Annotated in this window: 18 protein-coding genes; 10 read left to right on the top strand and 8 right to left on the bottom strand. The window is 68.6% G+C overall.

The window, feature by feature from the left end; genetic code table 11:
* Window positions 1-5 precede the first annotated feature (5 nt).
* The gene (locus BTH_RS16810; protein WP_009892423.1) at window positions 6-1,379 is read left to right on the top strand and encodes an MFS transporter; all 1,374 of its coding nucleotides are present in this window, start codon (window positions 6-8) and stop codon (window positions 1,377-1,379) included.
* Window positions 1,380-1,924: 545 nt separating this feature from the next.
* Window positions 1,925-2,536, top strand: coding sequence for a glycine zipper domain-containing protein (locus tag BTH_RS16805; protein ID WP_009892424.1), 612 nt, complete (start codon window positions 1,925-1,927; stop codon window positions 2,534-2,536).
* A gap of 162 nt (window positions 2,537-2,698) precedes the next feature.
* Here the strand turns inward: BTH_RS16805 and BTH_RS16795 are convergent, their stop codons facing one another.
* The 3 genes from BTH_RS16795 to BTH_RS16785 all read right to left on the bottom strand — a co-directional run bounded on the left by BTH_RS16795 (window position 2,699) and on the right by BTH_RS16785 (window position 5,032).
* Window positions 2,699-3,292: an AAA family ATPase gene (locus BTH_RS16795; protein ID WP_009892426.1), complete on the bottom strand. Its 594-nt coding sequence runs from the start codon at window positions 3,290-3,292 to the stop codon at window positions 2,699-2,701.
* Window positions 3,285-4,703 (bottom strand): alpha,alpha-trehalose-phosphate synthase (UDP-forming), encoded by a 1,419-nt coding sequence (gene otsA / locus BTH_RS16790; RefSeq protein ID WP_009892427.1) that lies wholly within the window; start codon window positions 4,701-4,703, stop codon window positions 3,285-3,287. The genes BTH_RS16795 and otsA overlap by 8 nt, the downstream gene beginning before the upstream one ends.
* Window positions 4,704-4,834: 131 nt before the next feature.
* Complete coding sequence (locus tag BTH_RS16785) at window positions 4,835-5,032, bottom strand: hypothetical protein (protein WP_009892428.1); 198 nt, start codon at window positions 5,030-5,032, stop codon at window positions 4,835-4,837.
* Between the two features lie 287 nt (window positions 5,033-5,319).
* On the opposite strand from BTH_RS16785, the gene BTH_RS16780 reads away from it, so the two are divergent.
* On the top strand, window positions 5,320-5,871 hold the full coding sequence (locus BTH_RS16780; protein WP_025369512.1) for a hypothetical protein: 552 nt from the start codon (window positions 5,320-5,322) through the stop codon (window positions 5,869-5,871).
* Window positions 5,868-6,374 carry a hypothetical protein gene (locus BTH_RS16775; protein WP_009892430.1) on the top strand — a complete coding sequence of 169 codons (507 nt, stop codon included), beginning with the start codon at window positions 5,868-5,870 and terminating at the stop codon, window positions 6,372-6,374. The genes BTH_RS16780 and BTH_RS16775 overlap by 4 nt, the downstream gene beginning before the upstream one ends.
* Before the next feature lie 185 nt (window positions 6,375-6,559).
* Here BTH_RS16775 and BTH_RS16770 read toward each other — a convergent pair whose 3' ends face one another.
* Window positions 6,560-7,900, bottom strand: coding sequence for an ABC transporter ATP-binding protein (locus tag BTH_RS16770; RefSeq protein WP_009908627.1), 1,341 nt, complete (start codon window positions 7,898-7,900; stop codon window positions 6,560-6,562).
* A gap of 53 nt (window positions 7,901-7,953) precedes the next feature.
* Window positions 7,954-9,711, bottom strand: coding sequence for an ABC transporter permease (locus BTH_RS16765; protein WP_009892433.1), 1,758 nt, complete (start codon window positions 9,709-9,711; stop codon window positions 7,954-7,956).
* 494 nt (window positions 9,712-10,205) lie between these two features.
* On the opposite strand from BTH_RS16765, the gene BTH_RS16760 reads away from it, so the two are divergent.
* Window positions 10,206-10,472 (top strand): double-stranded DNA-specific endonuclease, encoded by a 267-nt coding sequence (locus BTH_RS16760; protein ID WP_009892434.1) that lies wholly within the window; start codon window positions 10,206-10,208, stop codon window positions 10,470-10,472.
* 63 nt (window positions 10,473-10,535) lie between these two features.
* On the opposite strand, the gene BTH_RS16755 is transcribed toward BTH_RS16760, so the two are convergent.
* Together BTH_RS16755 and BTH_RS16750 are read right to left on the bottom strand one after the other, a co-directional pair.
* Window positions 10,536-11,849: an ATP-binding protein gene (locus BTH_RS16755; protein WP_009892435.1), complete on the bottom strand. Its 1,314-nt coding sequence runs from the start codon at window positions 11,847-11,849 to the stop codon at window positions 10,536-10,538.
* A complete protein-coding gene (locus BTH_RS16750) occupies window positions 11,833-12,558 on the bottom strand; it encodes a response regulator (RefSeq protein WP_009892436.1) in 726 nt (241 codons plus the stop codon). The genes BTH_RS16755 and BTH_RS16750 overlap by 17 nt, the downstream gene beginning before the upstream one ends.
* Window positions 12,559-12,800: 242 nt before the next feature.
* Here BTH_RS16750 and BTH_RS16745 point away from each other — a divergent pair, with 242 nt between their 5' ends.
* Window positions 12,801-13,346: a periplasmic heavy metal sensor gene (locus BTH_RS16745; RefSeq protein ID WP_009892437.1), complete on the top strand. Its 546-nt coding sequence runs from the start codon at window positions 12,801-12,803 to the stop codon at window positions 13,344-13,346.
* A 216-nt stretch (window positions 13,347-13,562) separates the two neighbouring features.
* Here the strand turns inward: BTH_RS16745 and BTH_RS16740 are convergent, their stop codons facing one another.
* Window positions 13,563-14,261, bottom strand: a complete 699-nt coding sequence (locus BTH_RS16740) for a pirin family protein (RefSeq protein ID WP_009892438.1) — start codon at window positions 14,259-14,261, stop codon at window positions 13,563-13,565.
* Between the two features lie 387 nt (window positions 14,262-14,648).
* Between BTH_RS16740 and BTH_RS16735 the strand changes: the two genes are divergently transcribed.
* From BTH_RS16735 to BTH_RS16720, 4 genes are all read left to right on the top strand, one after another.
* Complete coding sequence (locus tag BTH_RS16735; RefSeq protein WP_009903541.1) at window positions 14,649-15,425, top strand: ABC transporter substrate-binding protein; 777 nt, start codon at window positions 14,649-14,651, stop codon at window positions 15,423-15,425.
* Between the two features lie 210 nt (window positions 15,426-15,635).
* On the top strand, window positions 15,636-16,325 hold the full coding sequence (locus BTH_RS16730; protein WP_009892440.1) for an ABC transporter permease: 690 nt from the start codon (window positions 15,636-15,638) through the stop codon (window positions 16,323-16,325).
* The gene (locus BTH_RS16725; RefSeq protein WP_009907008.1) at window positions 16,322-17,035 is read left to right on the top strand and encodes an ABC transporter permease; all 714 of its coding nucleotides are present in this window, start codon (window positions 16,322-16,324) and stop codon (window positions 17,033-17,035) included. Before BTH_RS16730 ends, BTH_RS16725 begins: the two co-directional genes overlap by 4 nt.
* Window positions 17,036-17,057: 22 nt before the next feature.
* Window positions 17,058-17,837 (top strand): ABC transporter ATP-binding protein, encoded by a 780-nt coding sequence (locus BTH_RS16720; RefSeq protein WP_038712887.1) that lies wholly within the window; start codon window positions 17,058-17,060, stop codon window positions 17,835-17,837.
* Window positions 17,838-17,857: the final 20 nt, after the last annotated feature.

The following is a 17,857-nucleotide window of genomic DNA, read 5'->3' as shown; positions in this document are numbered from 1 at the left end:
CCGTCATGAACGCCGACTCCGGACTGCCGCTCCCGCAACGCTACTGGGCGATCGTTTGCGTCGCGCTGGGCATCACGCTCGCCGTGCTCGACGGCGCGATCGCGAACGTCGCGCTGCCGACGATCGCCCGCGATCTGCGCGCCTCCGACGCCGCGTCGATCTGGATCGTCAACGCGTACCAGCTCGCCGTCACGATCTCGCTGCTGCCGCTCGCGTCGCTCGGCGACCGGATCGGCTACCGGCGCGTCTACATCGCGGGGCTCGCGCTCTTCACCGCGGCGTCGCTCGGCTGCGCGCTGTCGAGCACGCTGCCCGCGCTCGCGACGCTGCGCGTGATCCAGGGCTTCGGCGCGGCCGGCATCATGAGCGTCAATACCGCGCTCGTGCGGATGATCTATCCGTCGTCGCAGCTCGGGCGCGGCGTCGCGATCAACGCGATGGTCGTTGCGCTGTCGTCGGCCGTCGGGCCGACCATCGCGTCCGCCGTGCTCGCCGTCGCGCCGTGGCCGTGGCTCTTCGCGATCAACGTGCCGATCGGCGTCGCCGCCGTGTACGGCAGCCTGCGCGCGCTGCCCGTGAATCCGGGCCGCGACGCGCCGTACGATTTCGTCAGCGCCATGATGAACGCATGCGTGTTCGGGCTGCTGATCGTGTCCGTCGACGGGCTCGGCCACGGCGAAGATCGCGTGAGCGTCGCGCTCACCGCGCTCGCGGCCGTCGTGATCGGCTACTTCTTCGTCAGGCGACAGCTGACACAGCCTGCGCCGCTCTTGCCCGTCGATCTGCTGCGCATCCCGATCTTCGCGCTGTCGATCAGCACATCGGTCGCGTCGTTCACGTCGCAGATGCTCGCGTTCGTCGCGCTGCCGTTCTGGCTGCAAAACACGCTCGGCTTCTCGCAGGTGCAGACGGGGCTCTACATGACGCCGTGGCCGCTCGTGATCGTGGTCGCCGCGCCGCTCGCGGGCGTGCTGTCCGACCGCTATTCGGCGGGCGCGCTCGGCGGCGTCGGCCTCGCACTCTTCGCATCGGGCCTGCTCGCGCTCGCGACGATCGGCGCGCACCCGACGCCCGTCGACATCGTGTGGCGCATGGCGCTGTGCGGCGCGGGCTTCGGGCTTTTTCAGTCGCCGAACAATCGCGCGATCCTGTCGGCCGCGCCGCGCGAGCGCGCGGGCGGCGCGAGCGGGATGCTCGGCACCGCGCGGCTCACCGGGCAGACGTTCGGCGCCGCGCTCGTCGCGCTGATCTTCGGCGTCGCGCCGCAGCACGGGCCGACGATCGCGCTCTACACCGCGACGGCGTTCGCCGCCGTCGCGGCAACCGTGAGCCTGATGCGAATCCGCGCGCAGCGCGACACGACCACCGCGGCAAACTGAGCGCCGCGAAGCCGGTCACTGGCGGCCACAGGCACCGCTAGCGGCCATCTACGCCAACGCGTGGCGGCACATGTCAGCACATGTCGACGCGCGGCGGCTGGCGCGCGAGCGACGGCACACCGTGCCGCAGTGCCGCACGACGGCTCCGACGGCGTTCGCCGCAGCTTCGCCGGCCGGCATCGCCTGCTCGTTTCGCATCGACTTCCGGCAATCCGCCACCCGGACGCAACGCGTCCCGCACACCCGCCACTTTCGCAGCCTCGCGCGGCCGCGTCGATTCGGCCATTCGGGCGACCATCCCGCCGCGCGCAACGGGGCGGTATCCACCGGCCGCACGATCCCGCCCCATACTCCCCGTCCGTCGTCGTCCGTCGTCGTCCGTCGTCGTCCGTCGTGGCGCGCCGGAATCCGCACGCGCCCCCGCCGCCGCCAGCACTCCGCACGGCGCCGGCTGTCCAATACATGCCCGCGCCGCAAGCCGAGCGCATTCGCCGTTCGGGCGACGGGCATTCGGATGGCCTTCACGCCACCGTCAGGAGGGCGCCATGTCATTGATCGTCGCAGCACGCTTCACGACGCAGCGCGCCGCCGAGGCCGCCGCCCAGCGGCTTCTCGACAGCGGTTTCGTCGCCGAGGATGTCAGTCTGTTCTTCGTCAATCCGCGCGGCCAGCACGCACCGCGATGGTCCGAACACCCGTTCCGCGCGGCCCATCCGGCCGCGCACCCGATCGCTGCGATGCAGCACGCAAGACACGGCACGACGATCGGCGCGGTCGCCGGCGCGATCTGCGGCGTCGCGCTGTTTTCGCTCGTCACGCCGTCGCTCGTCGTCGCGATCTGGGCGGCGGGCGTCGGCGCGTTTCTCGGCGGATGGGTCGGCGGGATGATGCATAAGGAAGACTTCGCGCACATGCACGTGCGCGAGTTCGCGCACGACGCGATTCATCACGAGACGCGCGCGTCGGGGATGCTGGTCGCCGTGCACGTGACGGCCGATTCGCAGGCCGATGCCGCACGCGTGCTCGCCGATGCGGGCGGCGCCGACATCGAGCGCGCGACCGGCCGCTGGCAGTCGGGCCGCTGGGCGGACTTCGATCCGACCCGCGCGCCCGAGCCGTTCGACGGCGCACGGCAGCCCGCTCACCGTCACGCGTGAACGACGGCGGCCGCATCGAACGAAGGGCCGAGATGACGGCGGGGATCGGGAAGACACGCGAAGCCGAAACGGAAAAGGCGCCGGACCGATGCGAGATCGACCGGCGCCGTCGACGTCGACGTTCGATGCCTCGAGAAAAAGTGCGGCCCCGCGCGGCGACGGTCACGCCGCCGCGACGGCATCGAGCACGAAGCGACAGCGCTCGTCGACGCTCGCACGCGGCAATTCGACCAGCCGATAGCCGCACGCCGCATACGCGTCGACCATCGCATCGTAGGTGCGCACGGCCTCGGCGTAATCCTGCCTGCGTTCGGCGTCCCGCGCGTAGATCTCCGGCCACGGCGGCGCGATGAACGCGTCGCGACGATAGCGGAACCGCTCGGCGGCCGCGACGAGATACGCGGGCACGGGCAGCGCGGACAGTTTCAGATAGCCGATCACGTCCGGTACGCCTCGGTCGAAGAACACCGGCCCGTGCTCGCGCCGCGCGAGGTGGTGCGAACGCATCTCCCAGCCGAGCATCATTTCGGCGAACGCCGCGCGGTCGCGCCACGGCAGCGCGTGGCCGCCGATCGCCACCTGATCCCGGATCACGCCGCGCCCGGCTTCGTGCGAGCGCGCGTAGCCGCGCGCCGCGAGCGCGTCGATCAACGTGCTCTTGCCCGAGCCGGGCCCGCCCGTGATCACGAAAAAGCGCGCGAGCGCCGCGTCGGCCCGGGCGCCGTCCGTGCTCGCGTCGACGCCCGCGTCAAGCATTCGCGACACGCCTGCCCGCGCGCTGCGTGACGGACGCGGCCGTCGCGACACTGCGCAGATCCGCGAGGAACGAATCGCGCCACACCGACAGATCGTTCTTGCGTAGCCGCGCGATGTTCTCCGCGTGACGCGCCTGCCGCTCCTCGAGCGGCATCGCAAGCGCGCGCTCGAGCGATTCGGCCATCTGCGACAGATCGAACGGATTCACGAGCAGCGCGCCCGGCAGTTCGGCCGCGGCGCCCGCGAACTCGGACAGCACGAGCACGCCCGGATCGTTCGGATCCTGCGACGCGACGTACTCCTTCGCGACGAGGTTCATCCCGTCGCGCAGCGGCGTCACATAGCCAACCTGCGACAGCCTGAACAGCGCCATCAGCAGATTGCGCTCGTACTTGCGGTTCAGGTACTGGATCGGCGTCCAGTCGAGTTGCGCGAAGCGGCCGTTGATGCGCCCCGCCTCGCCCTCGAGCGTCTGGCGGATCCGCTGATAGGTCTGCACGTCGGAGCGGGTCGGCGGCGCGATCTGCACGAGCGACACGCGGCCCTGCCAGCCGGGCGCGTTCGCGAGCATCCGCTCGAACGCCTGAAAGCGCTCGACGAGGCCCTTCGAATAGTCGAGTCGGTCGACGCTGATCACGAGCTTACGCTCGCGCATCGTGTCGCGCAGCGCCTTCACCGCCTTGCGCGAGCCGTATTCGACGGCCGCCTTGCCGATCGCGTCCGGATAGATGCCGATCGGATACGCGGCGACCTTCACGACGCGGCCGTGCGCATGCAGAATCCCGTCCTCGCTCGACGTGCCGAGCCCGCGGCGCTCGATGTAATCGACGAACGCCTGCTTGTCGCCCTCCGTCTGCAAGCCGACGACGTCGTACGCGCACATGAACTTCATCAGCTCTTCGTGCGGCGGTACGGTCCGCAGGACCTCGGGCGACGGGAAAGGAATGTGCAGGAAGAAGCCGATCGGATTCTTCACGCCGAGCTCGCGCAGGCAGTGCGCGAACGGCAGCAGGTGATAGTCGTGCACCCAGATGATGTCGTCGGGCTGCACGAGCGCGCGCAACTGCTTCGCGAGCGCGCAGTTCACGCGCAGATAGCCCGCATATTCCTGACGGTCGAAGCGCGCGAGATCCCCGCGATAGTGGAACACGGGCCAGAGCGTGGCGTTCGAGAAGCCGCGATAGTACTGGTCGTAGTCGCGGCGGGTCAGGCCGACGGTCGCGTAAGTCACGTTGCCGTCCCGCTCGATCGCGGGCTCCTCGGGCGCGCCGGCGATCTCGCCGTTCCAGCCGAACCAGACGCCGCCCGTCTCCTTCAGCGCGTCGAGCACGCCGACCGCCAGCCCGCCCGCCGTCGGGCGCGCATCCTGGCCGGCCGCCACGCGATTCGATACCACGATCAATCTGCTCATTACGGCTTACCCTCCTGTATCAGATTGCCCGGCGAGCGGGAAAACGGCATTCCCGTCGAATCGGGCAAGTCGCATGCCACCTCGCGACGTGTCAAACGTTAAAAATGCAAGCAGTTGCAACAACGACGGCCTCACGCGTCCTGCTCCGAACCGAGATCGCGTTGATAGTCGAGCCCTTCCGGGCGTGTGCCGCCTTGGTTGTGATCGCCGTCCGAAGGCGTATCGGGCGTGGCGCCGGCAGGCGCGGGAGAGGTCGGGGCATTGGCCGGCCGCGACGGGCCGGTGCCGGCGTCGCGCCCGCGATGCTCGGGGCGCTTGGAACGGCGCATGGCAGGGTGTCTCATGATCGGAGCGGCGCGAGGCCGTCGGTGAAACAGTCCATAGCTCTTTAGTCTAGGATCGCCGCACGAGGTTCACGGTAACAATTACATTCAATTTGTAACGATTCGACCCCGATCCGACGCTTTGCACCACAATGTCGCCGCGCGCGCTCGGCGTGCGCGACAGCCGTTTTGTCAATTGTTTGCATTTCTCGTCGGACAATTGCAGAACAATGGCGTTCTACGTACGCTCGCTGCGCGGCGCGCGGCGCACGAAGACAGGACCGCATTCAGGGATGAATCATCGCATCGCACGGCCGACGCGCCGTTGGGCTACATGGGCGGCGCTCGGCGCCGCCGCCTGCTCGACGCTGCTGTCCGGCTGCAATTCGCTCTATAGCGAAGGCGCGACGGCAGGCGCCGGCATCGCAGGCGCCGCCGTTGCCTCGAAAGTCACCAACAACGCCGCCGTCGCGACCGGCATCGGCTTGGGCGCCGTCGCGGGCGCGCGGGCAGGCGTCCAGTACACGCAGCGCGTCGCGCACCGCTATTCGCAGGCGCAGATCGCCTCGGCGGCGGGCCCGCTCGACGTCGGCGGCGTCGCGCCGTGGTCGACGCACCACTCGTTCCCGATCGAGGACGACGAGCACGGCCGCGTGACCGTCAGCCGGCTCATCAGCGTCGGGCCGCTCGACTGCAAGGAAATCGTGTTCTCCGTCGACATCGACGCGAAGGGCAACGCCCCCGCGCAATCGGGCTTCTACGTCGCGACGATCTGCCGGGACGGCCCCGCATGGAAGTGGGCGTCGGCGGAACCCGCGACCGGCCGCTGGGGAGCGCTGCAATGAGCGTGAACACGCGCGCGGCGCTGCCGCTCGCGACGGCGCTCGCGCTCGCCGCGGCGGCGCTCGGCCTGTCCGGCTGCGGCTCGGTCGGCGCGGCGAGCGGCGCGCTTGCGGGCGCGGCGACGGGTCTCGTCACCGCGAATCCGGCCATCGGCGTCGGTGTCGGCATTGCGGTGCAGGCAGCGACCGACGAAGCCGTCAACCGGACGATGAAGCAGCTCCACAAGAATCAACAGGACGCGATCGCGCAGGCGGCGGGCGGCCTCGCCGTCGGCGAGGCGCGCGCGTGGCAGGTGAAGAACCGGGTGCCGCTCGAAAACGGCGAAGGCGAGGTGCGCGTGACGCGCGCGTTCCAGACGCCGCTCGCGCTTTGCAAGGAATTCGCGTTTTCGGTGAAGGATGGCGCCCGCGCCGACTGGTATCTCGCGAGCGCGTGCCAGGATGCGCAGGGCTGGCAATGGGCGTCGGCGGAGCCGGCCGTCGAACGCTGGGGCACCCTGCAGTGACGCGGGCCAGGCGGCCAAGCGATCGCGGCCGCTCGAAAAACGCCTCTCACGGACAACGAATCGTACACTGAAGCAACAAAGGCCCGCGCGGCGAACACGGCAGCGATGCCGTCGTATCGACCCGTGCAGCCCTCTGCCGCTCGAACCGCACAGCTCGGCGACCGGGCCGCAGCGGCCCGCCGCCGTCAGGACTCGACGTCCTCAAGACTGAAGATCTCGGTCTGATCGTTGTACGAGAAGATCTCGCCGTAGCGGCCCCAGTCGATCACCGCGTCGAGCGTTTCCTCGGCCGCGCCGTCCGACAGGAAGTCCTCGAGCTCCTGCTCGAAGCGCACGCGCGGCGCACGGTGCCCGGGCCGCTCGTTCAGCACCTTCTTGATCCGCGCGGCAAGCGGCACATGGCGCAGCAGATGCTCGGCGAACATCATCTTGCGCTCCTGCGTGCCGAACTCGGCGAACACGCGCCCCGGCGGCGTCAGGAACACGTCGCCCTCGCGCACGTCGGCAAAGCCCAGGTACTGCAGCACTTCGGCGATCGGGAACAGATCGTCGACCTCGAGATGCAGCGTGCGCGCGATTTCCGGCATGTCCGCGCGGCCATGGTACGGCGGCGCGGCGAGCGTCTCGATGAGGCCCGCCATCAGGTTCGTCGAAACCTGCGGCAGCCAGCTGCCGAGCTCAAGCCCCTTCTTCGTCGCCTCGCCCACCTGGCGCGCGGTCATCTTCGCGTAGATGTCGTCGACGAGCCGCCGGAACGCAGGGTCGAGCCGGTTGCGCGGATGCTTGAACGGCACCTTGATCTCGGCGATCACGCGGCCCGGATTCGACGACAGCACGAGAATCCGGTCGCACATGAACACCGCTTCCTCGATGTTGTGCGTGACGATCAGCACCGATTTGATCGGCATGCGGCCCTGCGTCCACAGATCGAGCAGGTCGGTGCGCAGCGTCTCGGCCGTCAGCACGTCGAGCGCGGAGAACGGTTCGTCCATCAGGAGCAGCGTCGGATCGACGACGAGCGCGCGCGCAAAGCCGACGCGCTGGCGCATGCCGCCCGACAGCTCGCGCGGATACGCATTCTCGAAGCCGTCGAGACCGATCAGGTCGATCGCGGCGAGCGCGCGCTCGCGCCGCTCGCGCGCGCCCACGCCAAGCGCCTCGAGCCCCGCCTCGACGTTCTGCAGCACGGTGAGCCACGGAAACAGCGCGAAGGTCTGGAACACCATCGCGACGCCTTCGGCCGGGCCGGACAGCGGCTTGCCGAGGTAGGTGACGTCGCCTCCCGTCGGCTCGATGAGCCCGGCGATGATCCGCAGGAGCGTCGACTTGCCCGAGCCCGACCGGCCGAGCAGGCCGACGATCTCGCCTTCGCGCAGCGACAGGTTCGCGCCGTCGAGCACGAGCAGTTCGCCCTGCGTCTTGTTGAAGCCGCGGCTCACGTTCTCGACGCGCAGGATTTCCTCGCCGGCCCGCGGCGGCGCGGGCGGCGTCTGGGCGGGGGCGTTGACAGCATTCGGGTTTTGCATCGCGTTTCGCTCTCGGTCGGTCTCAATCGGCTGACATCGGTCTCAAATCAGTCTCAATCGAGACGCAGCTTCGCTTCGGCGTACGCGTACAGCGGACGCCACAACAGGCGGTTGAACAAGGTGACGAACAGGGACATCACGGCGATGCCCAGGATGATCTTCGGGTAGTCGCCCGCGGCCGTCGTCTGCGCGATGTACGCGCCGAGGCCGTGCGCCTCGATCTTGGTGTCGCCCCACTGGACGAACTCCGACACGATGCTCGCGTTCCAAGCGCCGCCCGACGCGGTGATCGCGCCCGTCACGTAATACGGGAAGATGCCGGGCAGGATCGCCTGCCGCCACCACTGCCAGCCGCGGATGCGGAAATTGGTGGCCGCCTCGCGATAGTCGTTCGGATAGGCGGTCGCGCCCGCGATCACGTTGAACAGGATATACCACTGGGTGCCGAGCACGATGAGGGGCGACAGCCAGATGTCCGCGTTCAGGTGAAAACGCGCGATCACGATCACGAACACCGGGAACAGCAGGTTCGCCGGAAACGCCGCGAGGAACTGCGCGAGCGGCTGCGCCTTCTCGGCGATCGCGGGCCGCAGGCCGATCCATACGCCGATCGGCACCCAGACGAGCGACGCGATCGCGATCAGCAGCGCCACGCGCAGCAGCGTGATCAGCCCGAGCACGAACACGTGGCCGACCTCGGCAAGCGTCACGCCCGTCTTCACGTACGCGAACACGCGCCACGCAACGTAGAGCGTGCCGACGATCACGGCGATCGCCCACGCGATGTCCGCCGCGCGCGACGCCTTCTTCTCGACGCGCGGCATCGAGAAGCGGACCGCGTCGAGCGACGGCACGCGCAGCGGAATCCGCGCGAGCCGCGCGAAGAACCAGCCTGCGGGCACGAGCAACTGATGGATGAGGCGCGTGCGGCGCACGAGGTCGAGCAGCCACGATTCGGGCGCGTTGCCCGAGCTCGTCGTCTCCATCCGGAACTTGTCCGCCCACGCGACGAGCGGACGGAACAGGAACTGGTCGTACGCGAGGATCACCACCGTCATCGCGAGAATCACCCAGCCGACCGCGCCGAGGTTCTTCTCGACGATCGCCTGCGCAAGATAAGCGCCGATGCCGGGCAGCGTGATCGTGTGGTTGCCGACCGTGATCGCCTCGGACGCGACGACGAAGAACCACCCGCCCGACATCGACATCATCATGTTCCAGATGAGGCCCGGCATCGAGAAAGGCACTTCGAGCTTCCAGAAGCGCTGCCACGCGGTCAGGTGAAAGCCGCGCGACACTTCGTCGAGATCGCGCGGCACCGTGCGCAGCGACTGGTAGAAGCTGAACGTCATGTTCCACGCCTGGCTCGTGAAGATCGCGAAGATCGCCGCCAGCTCGGCGCCGAGCACGCGGCTCGGGATCAGCGCGAGGAAGAACGTGACCGTAAACGAGATATACCCGAGCACCGGCACCGATTGCAGGATATCGAGGATCGGCACGAGCACCATCCCCGCGCGGCGGCTCTTCGCGGCGAGCGTGCCGTAGACGAGCGTGAACGCGAGCGACGCGACCATCGCGGCGAGCATCCGCAGCGTCGTGCGCAGCGCGTACTCCGGCAGGTTCGCCGGATCGAGCGAAATCTTCTGCGTGCCGAGGGTCGCGATGGGCGCCATCGTCTCGTGAAAGCCGATCGCGGCCATCGCGATCACGCAGATGATGAGCGGAAACGCGACGAAATCCCAGCGGTTCGGCAGGACGCGCCACGCGGATGCGTTGGCGGTCCGGTTCGGATCGAAGAATCCGAGATCCATCAGGCGCCCTCCCCGGCAAGGCCGTGCGAATCGATAAATGAGGCCAGAAAGCGAATGTGAATCATGGCAAGGCGCGCTTACGCGGTAATTCGTTTTGACTGCAAGTGCCGGGGAAGCCGCCGCGCCTCGGGGCGCCGGCGTTTCGCTCGCGAAGCGGGGATCGCCCGGCCACGCGACGGCACGACACTACTACATCCTGTATTTCAGGCACAACCTTCCGGACGACGAACTGTGGAAATCCGGCCCGGCCGCGCGCAACGGGCCCGGAACGGGCGGGCGGCGGGCGAATCTGCGAGAAGTGGCGGTGCGCCGGCTGGCCGCTGCTGCGCCGCAACGCCGAATTATGCCGCGATCCGGCCCTGCCGTGAACCCGCCTTCGCGGATGCGCGACGCACGGCGCCCGCGGGCGAGGCTTTCGCCGACGAACGGACGCGCCGAAGCGGGTATGATCGGTATTTGCCCCGAGCGGGCCGATGGTCAATCAGGAGGAATGAATGGCAGGAAATCTGGTTATCGTGTGCCGGGACCAGGACGCCGACGCGTTCGATCAACTGATGCAGGAGTACGGCTCGTTCCAGACGCGGCTGTCGTCGACGGCCTGGTATCTGAACATGAACATCGTGCCGGAGACGCTGCAGGAGGACATCCTCGACCGTCTCGGCAAGTACACGACGCTTTACATCTTCGAGGCGACGAGCGTCACCTACAACACGATCGACAGCAACGCCGCCGAGACGCTCAGCACGCTCTTCGGCGAGTGACCCGCCGCCCGCGGCGCGGCAGCGGCGGGCGCCGCGAATCCCGCGCCGTCCCGCCGCGGCGCGTCAGGATGCCGCCGCCTGCGGCTCCGCCTTCGGCACGACGTCGAACGCAAACGTCATCGCGACCCGCAGGCCCCCTTCTTCCCGGTTGCCGATCTCGCAAGTGCCACCCGTGCGCTGCACGAGCCGCTCGACGATCGCGAGCCCGAGGCCGCTGTGCCCGTTGCCGCCGCGCGCCGGATCGAGCCGCACGAACGGACGCGTCGCGTCCGCGAGATCGCGCGGCGCGATGCCCTTGCCGTGGTCGCTGACGGCCAGCGTGTAGCCCGCCGCGGTGCGCGCGGTCGAGATCACGACGGGCGGCGCGCCGTATGCGTGCGCATTGTCGAGCAGGTTCGACAGCACCCGGTCGAGCGTCGCCGCCGGCAGGCGAAAGCCCGGCCCCGCCGCGAGCTCGGTCCGCACGCCGGGCGCGTTCGGCGACACGGCGCGGTACGTGCGTGCGATCCGCTCGCACGCCTGGTCGACGGGCACGGCCTCGCTGCGGTCGACGTCGCCGTGCGCGAACACAAGGAATTGATCGACGATGTGCGTCATCGAATCGACGTCGCGCACGACGCCGTCGCGCAGCCGCGCGTCGTCCATCATCTCGGCGCGCAGCCTCATCCGTGCGAGCGGCGTGCGCAGGTCGTGCGCGACGCCCGCCAGCATCACCGCGCGGTCGTTCTCCGCGCGCGACACCTGCTGAACCATCTGGTTGAAGCCGTGCGTGAGCTGGCGCAGCTCGCGCGGCCCGCGCTCGGGCAGCGGCGGCACCGCCATTCCGCGGCCGAAACGCGCGACCGCGCGCGCGAGCGAGCTGAGCGGCTGCTGCAACTGCCATGCGGCGAAGAGCGCCGCCATCACCGCGGCCGAGAAGATCAACGCGAGCCAGAGCACCATCCGGTCGAGCGAGCGCGGCGGCCGCAGCGGCTGAACCGGCACGACGATCCAGTCGCGATCGGTCGGCTGCTTGACCCACAGCACGGGCGGATGGCCCGGCCTGCCGATGCGCACCTGCGAGCCGGCCGGCAGGCGGTCGCGCAGGTCGTCCGTGAAACGCTTGAGCGGGGTCGGCAAATCCAGGTTCGCGTCGGGCACGTCGCCGCTGTCCGGCGCGACGAGCCGCACTCGCGACGGCAGCGGCTGGTCGGGCGAGCGCTCCGCGTGCTGGCGCACCGCGTCGACGAGGAACGCCGCCTCCTCGACCGCATAGCGTGTCTGGAACTGATTGCGCTCGAGCCGGATCGCGAAGTACCACGCGAAGTGCGACAACAACAGCACGCCGACGACGAGGAGCGCGAGCCGCCCGAACAGCGAATCAATGGGTTTGCGCATGAGCCTCGCCGTTCGGCACGAACACGTAGCCGCGCCCGCGCACCGTCTGGATGAAACGCGGCGTCGACGGATCGGTTTCGAGAATCCGGCGCAGGCGCCAGACCTGCACGTCGATCCCGCGGTCGGTGCCGTCGTACTCCGGGCCGTGCAGCAACTCGAGCAGGCGCTCGCGGGTCAGCGTGCGCAGCGCATGGTTGACGAAGATCTTCAAGAGCGCGAATTCGCTGCTCGACAGCGTCGCCGGCTTGCTGTCGACCGACAGCGTGCGCGACTGGAAGTCCAGCACGAAGCGGCCGAACGCGTACGGCTCACGCTGCTCGGGCGCCGCCGCCGACGGCGTCGTGCGGCGGCGGCGCAGCACCGCCTGCGCGCGCGCGAGCAGCTCGCGCGGGTTGAACGGCTTGCCGAGGTAATCGTCCGCGCCGAGCTCGAGGCCGACGATCCGGTCGACGTCGTCCGCGCGCGCGGTCAGCATGATCACCGGAATGTCGTCGCCCGCCGCGCGCAACTGGCGCAGCGCGGTGAGGCCGTCGACGCCCGGCATCATCAGATCGAGCACGATGAGATCGGGGCGCTCGCGCTCGAGGCGCTTCTCGAGCGACGCGGCGTCGTGCAGCACCGATACCTCGATGCCCTGCCGCACGAGGTAATCGCGCAGCAGATCGCGCAGTTCTTGGTCGTCGTCGACGATGAGGATCTGAGTAGTCATGGCGTGGAGTTTACCGTGCGGGTTGATGAGGCTGAGCGAAACAATTTGCTGCAAGGGTTACTGCGGATTACCGCGCAAGCGAAGTGTAATGCGCGGTAATCGCGGCGGCGGCGCGCGTAACACGGGTGCGGCAGCGTATGGCTACGCTGCTCATTACCGGATGTCGGCGGGCGCCGGGGCGCGAACGCCCAGGCGCCGAGCCGGCCGCAGCACCGGATTTTTCCCGATACAGGAGTTGCTCGATGTACAAGAAGACTTCCCGCCTCGCCATCGCCGCCGCCGTGCTCGCCCTGTCGTTCAGCGCCGTCTCGCGCGCCGCGCCGCCCGACATGCCGCCGCCGGGCGGCCCGGGCCAGCATCACCGCATGGAAGGCGGCCCGTTCATGATGATGCAGCAAATCCACGGCAAGCTGAACCTGAGCGCCGCGCAGGAGCAACAATGGCAGGCCGCCGTCAACACGATGAAGCAGAACCGCGACGCGATGCGCAAGAGCCACGACGCGCTGCGCCAGCAGTTCCAGGCGCAGCAGAACCAGCCGATCCTCGACCTGAACGCGCTGCACGCGGCGCGCCAGCAGGCCGAGCAGCAGAACGCGCAGTTGCGCGAGCAGACGGCTTCCGCGTGGCTCGCCTTCTATAACGGCCTGGACGACCAGCAGAAGACGACGGTCAGCACCGCGCTCAAGCAGCAATTCTCGAAGATGGAAGCGCGTCGCGCGAAGATGAAGGAGCGCTGGGAGCAGCGGCGCGCGGCGAAGGGCGCGTCGGCGCCTGCGCCGCAGCAGTGACGCCGGGCGGCGCGCCCTCGCGGCGCCCGCCGAACCGGCGGCTCCGCCGCTCGCCGTCGAGACGAACGGGCGCCGCGTCCGGCTCACGCCCGGTCGCGGCGTTGTCGCATCGATGCGGCCCTGCCCGCCGCGTTCGCGCCGCGCCCTCTTCCTCCCGCGCCCCGGCGGGCCCCACCCGCATCCGGGCTGCGTGAGGCCGCGACCGCGCCCGCCGCGTCACGCGAGATCGAACAGCAACACCTCCGCATGCTCGCCGCGCTCGAACACGACGGTCCCGACGTCGGCGATCCGCGCGCCGTCGCCCGCCGCGAGCGCCTCGCCGTTCACCTCCACGCTGCCGCGCGCGACATGCACGTACGCGCGCCGGCCGGCCGGCAGCGCGAACTCGGCGCGCTCGGCGCCGTCGACGAGCGCCGCATAGATCGACGCGTCCGAGCGCACCGACACCGCCCCGTCGCGCCCGTCGGGCGACGCGACGAGCCGCAGCCGGCCGCGTTTGTCGACGTCGGCGAAGCGCGCCTCCTGATAGCCGGGCCGGCCGCCCGGCTCGGTCGGCAGCAGCCAGATCTGCAGCAGATGCAGCGGCGCGTCCCGCGACGCGTTGTATTCGCTGTGCACGATCCCCGTGCCCGCGCTCATCCGCTGCACGTCGCCCGCCCGGACGATCGAGCCGTTGCCCATGCTGTCGCGGTGCGCGAGCGCGCCTTCGAGCACGTACGTGACGATCTCCATGTCGCGGTGCGGATGCATGCCGAAGCCGCGCGTCGGCGCGATGCGATCGTCGTTCAGCACGCGCAGCGCGCCGAAGTGCACGTGCTCGGGATCGCGATAGTCGGCGAACGAAAAGCTGTGGCAAGTATCGAGCCAGCCATGATTGGCATGGCCGCGATCGCCCGCGCGGCGGATCTCGAACATGACGCCTCCCACTGAGAAATATCGACAGCCTCGAATGTAGAGGTCGCGTGCACCTGCAACAATCCGGCGTGAATGCACCGGTTCGTTGCGCCGATCCATGCAATCGTCCGCGCGATTCGCGCGCGCTGCCGCGCCGGCGAGCAAAGCGAGGCCGACGCGCCCGCCCGGCGCGCGTCGCGCTCGCCCGCATCGTTTCTGCTGGGCCGCGGCCGGCGTTCGGGTAAAATACCGCGCTTTTGGCCGCCGTCGACGGCGCTAGGCCCCCAGGCCGAGCCGAGCCGAGCCGATATCGACGAACGCGAATTTTGGCCGCCTAGAATACGCCCGGCGCGCGCATGCCCGGACGCATCCGGCCGCGCGGCCGGGGAAGTCAGGAAGAGGAACGACATGAAGAAGCTCGCCTTGTGCGCAGCCCTCGCCCTTGCGGCGGGCGGCGCCTTCGCGAAGGAATGGAAGACCGTGCGGATCGGCGTCGACGCCAGCTATCCGCCGTTCGAATCGACCGCGCCGAGCGGCGAGATCGTCGGATTCGACGTCGATCTCGCGAACGAGGTCTGCAAGCGGATCAACGCGAAGTGCACATGGACGCCGCAGGATCTCGACGGCATCATCCCCGCGCTGAAGGCGAAGAAATTCGACGTGATCGTGTCGTCGCTGACCGTCACCGACAAGCGCCGCGAGCAGATCGACTTCTCCGACAAGCTGTACGACGCGCCCGCGCGGATGATCGCGAAGGCGGGCTCGCCGCTCCTGCCGAGCGTCGAGTCGCTGAAAGGCAAGCGCGTCGGCGTCGAGCAGGGCTCGACCCAGGAGACTTTCGCGAAGGCGCACTGGGAGCCGAAGGGCGTGACGATCGTGTCGTACCAGAACCAGGATCAGGTGTACGCCGATCTCGGCTCGGGCCGTCTCGACGCGACGCTGCAAGACGAGTTCCAGGCCGACTACGGCTTCCTGCGCACGCCGCGCGGCAAGGGTTTCGCATGGGCGGGCCCGGCCGTGAAGGACCCGAAGACGCTCGGCGACGGCACCGCGATGGGCTTGCGCAAGGACGACGCGGACCTGAAGAACGCGATCAACCGCGCGCTCGCGTCGATGCACAAGGACGGCACGTACGACAGGCTGTCGCGCAAGTACTTCCCGTACAGCGTCTATTCGGCGAAGTAAGCGCCGAGCGGGCCGCGCCGAGTGACCGGCGCGCGGCCCGCGCAGCACCAGCGGTCGACACCACGCGCCGCAATGCGCCGCCGCCCTGCCCGATCGCAGGCGACGGCGCGGCCCGCGAAAGCGGAACGGCGATGATACGCACGGGGCGTCTCGCGCAACACGCGGGGCGCGTCTTTCGCGGCGCGCACGACGCGCCGTCAAGGACTACATATGTTTCTTCAAGGCTACGGCCCGCTGATACTCTCCGGCACCTGGCAGACCGTCAAGCTCGCGGTGCTGTCGCTCGCGCTGTCGTTCCTGCTCGGCCTCGTCGGCGCGGCGGCGAAACTGTCGAGGAACCGCATCTCGAACGGCATCGGCACGCTCTACACGACGCTCATCCGCGGCGTGCCGGACCTCGTGCTGATGCTGCTTCTCTTCTACAGCCTGCAGATCTGGCTGAACCAGTTCACCGACCTGATGAACTGGGATCAGATCGACATCGATCCGTTCGCGGCCGGCGTGCTCGTGCTCGGCTTCATCTACGGCGCGTACTTCACCGAGACGTTCCGCGGCGCGTTCCTGTCGGTGCCGCGCGGCCAGCTCGAGGCGGGCAGCGCGTACGGGATGACGGACTGGCAGGTGTTCGCGCGGATCATGTTCCCGCAGATGATGCGCTTCGCGCTGCCCGGCATCGGCAACAACTGGCAAGTGCTCGTGAAGTCGACGGCGCTCGTGTCGATCATCGGCTTGGCCGACGTCGTGAAGGCGTCGCAGGACGCGGGCAAGGGCACGCTGCGGTTCTTCTTCTTCACGCTGCTTGCGGGCGCGATCTATCTCGCGATCACGACGATCTCGAACTTCGTGCTGATGTGGCTCGAGAAGCGTTATTCGACGGGCGTACGCAAGGCTGACCTATGATCGAACTGATCCAAGAATACTGGCGCAATTACCTGTATACGGACGGGTATCGCTTCACCGGCCTCGCGATCACGCTGTGGCTGCTCGTCGTGTCGATCGGGATCGGCTTCTGTCTTTCGGTGCCGCTCGCGGTCGCGCGCGTGTCGAAGAAGAAATGGCTCGCGGGCGCCGTCTGGCTCTATACGTACGTGTTCCGCGGCACGCCGCTCTACGTGCAGCTGCTCCTCTGCTACACGGGCCTCTATAGCCTGCAGGCCGTGCGCGGCACGCCGATGCTCGACGCGTTCTTCCGCGACGGGATGAACTGCACGCTGCTCGCGTTCACGCTGAACACCTGCGCGTACACGACCGAGATCTTCGCGGGCGCGATCAAGTCGACGTCGTACGGCGAGATCGAGGCGGCCCGGGCTTACGGGATGTCGACCTTCACGCTGTATCGCCGGATCGTGCTGCCGTCGGCGCTGCGCCGCGCGCTGCCGCTCTACAGCAACGAAGTGATCCTGATGCTGCACGCGACGACGGTCGCGTTCACGGCGACCGTGCCCGATATCCTGAAGATCGCGCGCGACGTCAATTCGGCGACCTACATGTCGTTCCATGCGTTCGGCATCGCCGCCCTCCTCTATCTCGCGATCTCGTTTACGCTCGTGTGGCTGTTCCGCCGCGCCGAGCGCCGCTGGCTCGCGTATCTGCGCCCGCAAGGCAAATGAGTTTCGCCCGGACATGCCTCAGATGAACACCCAGATGCACAAGCTCTTCGTCGACGATCTCCACAAGCGCTACGGCAACAACGAAGTTTTGAAGGGCGTCTCACTGCGCGCGAACGCGGGCGACGTGATCAGCGTGATCGGCTCGTCCGGCTCGGGCAAGAGCACGATGCTACGCTGCATCAACTTCCTCGAGCAGCCGAACGCGGGCCGCATCTTCGTCGACGGCGAGGAAGTGCGCACCGCGCAGGACAAGACAGGCGCGCTGAAGGCCGCCGATTCGAAGCAGCTCCAGCGCGTGCGCACGAAGCTCGCGATGGTGTTCCAGCACTTCAATCTGTGGGCGCACATGAACGTGCTGGAGAACGTGATGGAAGCGCCGGTGCACGTGCTGGGGATATCGAAGCGCGAGGCGGAGGATCGCGCGCGCGAATATCTGGAAAAAGTGGGCCTGGCGCCGCGCGTGGAGAAGCAATATCCGTCGCACCTGTCGGGCGGGCAGCAGCAGCGCGTCGCGATTGCGCGGGCGCTGGCGATGCACCCGGACGTGATGCTGTTCGACGAGCCGACGTCGGCGCTCGATCCGGAGCTGGTCGGCGAAGTGCTGAAGGTGATGCAGAAGCTCGCGGAGGAAGGCCGGACGATGATCGTCGTCACGCACGAGATGGGCTTCGCGCGCAACGTGTCGAATCACGTGATGTTCCTGCATCAGGGGCGCGTCGAGGAAGAAGGCGCGCCCGCCGACGTGTTCGGCGGCACGAAGAGCGAGCGCCTGAAGCAGTTCCTGTCGGGCAGCCTCAAGTAAGCGCATCGGGCGCCGGGCGG

Source organism: Burkholderia thailandensis E264, from assembly GCF_000012365.1.
Taxonomy (GTDB): Bacteria; Pseudomonadota; Gammaproteobacteria; order Burkholderiales; family Burkholderiaceae; genus Burkholderia; species Burkholderia thailandensis.
Note: the sequence above shows the minus strand (reverse complement) of the source record. Positions and strands in the feature narration are given on the sequence as shown.

Coding starts and splice junctions, on each gene's coding strand:
- BTH_RS16810 (WP_009892423.1), top strand. CDS start 6: ATGAACGCCGACTCCGGACTGCCGCTCCCGCAACGCTACTGGGCGATC.
- BTH_RS16805 (WP_009892424.1), top strand. CDS start 1,925: ATGTCATTGATCGTCGCAGCACGCTTCACGACGCAGCGCGCCGCCGAG.
- BTH_RS16795 (WP_009892426.1), bottom strand. CDS start 3,292: ATGCTTGACGCGGGCGTCGACGCGAGCACGGACGGCGCCCGGGCCGAC.
- otsA (WP_009892427.1), bottom strand. CDS start 4,703: ATGAGCAGATTGATCGTGGTATCGAATCGCGTGGCGGCCGGCCAGGAT.
- BTH_RS16785 (WP_009892428.1), bottom strand. CDS start 5,032: ATGCGCCGTTCCAAGCGCCCCGAGCATCGCGGGCGCGACGCCGGCACC.
- BTH_RS16780 (WP_025369512.1), top strand. CDS start 5,320: ATGAATCATCGCATCGCACGGCCGACGCGCCGTTGGGCTACATGGGCG.
- BTH_RS16775 (WP_009892430.1), top strand. CDS start 5,868: ATGAGCGTGAACACGCGCGCGGCGCTGCCGCTCGCGACGGCGCTCGCG.
- BTH_RS16770 (WP_009908627.1), bottom strand. CDS start 7,900: ATGCAAAACCCGAATGCTGTCAACGCCCCCGCCCAGACGCCGCCCGCG.
- BTH_RS16765 (WP_009892433.1), bottom strand. CDS start 9,711: ATGGATCTCGGATTCTTCGATCCGAACCGGACCGCCAACGCATCCGCG.
- BTH_RS16760 (WP_009892434.1), top strand. CDS start 10,206: ATGGCAGGAAATCTGGTTATCGTGTGCCGGGACCAGGACGCCGACGCG.
- BTH_RS16755 (WP_009892435.1), bottom strand. CDS start 11,849: ATGCGCAAACCCATTGATTCGCTGTTCGGGCGGCTCGCGCTCCTCGTC.
- BTH_RS16750 (WP_009892436.1), bottom strand. CDS start 12,558: ATGACTACTCAGATCCTCATCGTCGACGACGACCAAGAACTGCGCGAT.
- BTH_RS16745 (WP_009892437.1), top strand. CDS start 12,801: ATGTACAAGAAGACTTCCCGCCTCGCCATCGCCGCCGCCGTGCTCGCC.
- BTH_RS16740 (WP_009892438.1), bottom strand. CDS start 14,261: ATGTTCGAGATCCGCCGCGCGGGCGATCGCGGCCATGCCAATCATGGC.
- BTH_RS16735 (WP_009903541.1), top strand. CDS start 14,649: ATGAAGAAGCTCGCCTTGTGCGCAGCCCTCGCCCTTGCGGCGGGCGGC.
- BTH_RS16730 (WP_009892440.1), top strand. CDS start 15,636: ATGTTTCTTCAAGGCTACGGCCCGCTGATACTCTCCGGCACCTGGCAG.
- BTH_RS16725 (WP_009907008.1), top strand. CDS start 16,322: ATGATCGAACTGATCCAAGAATACTGGCGCAATTACCTGTATACGGAC.
- BTH_RS16720 (WP_038712887.1), top strand. CDS start 17,058: ATGAACACCCAGATGCACAAGCTCTTCGTCGACGATCTCCACAAGCGC.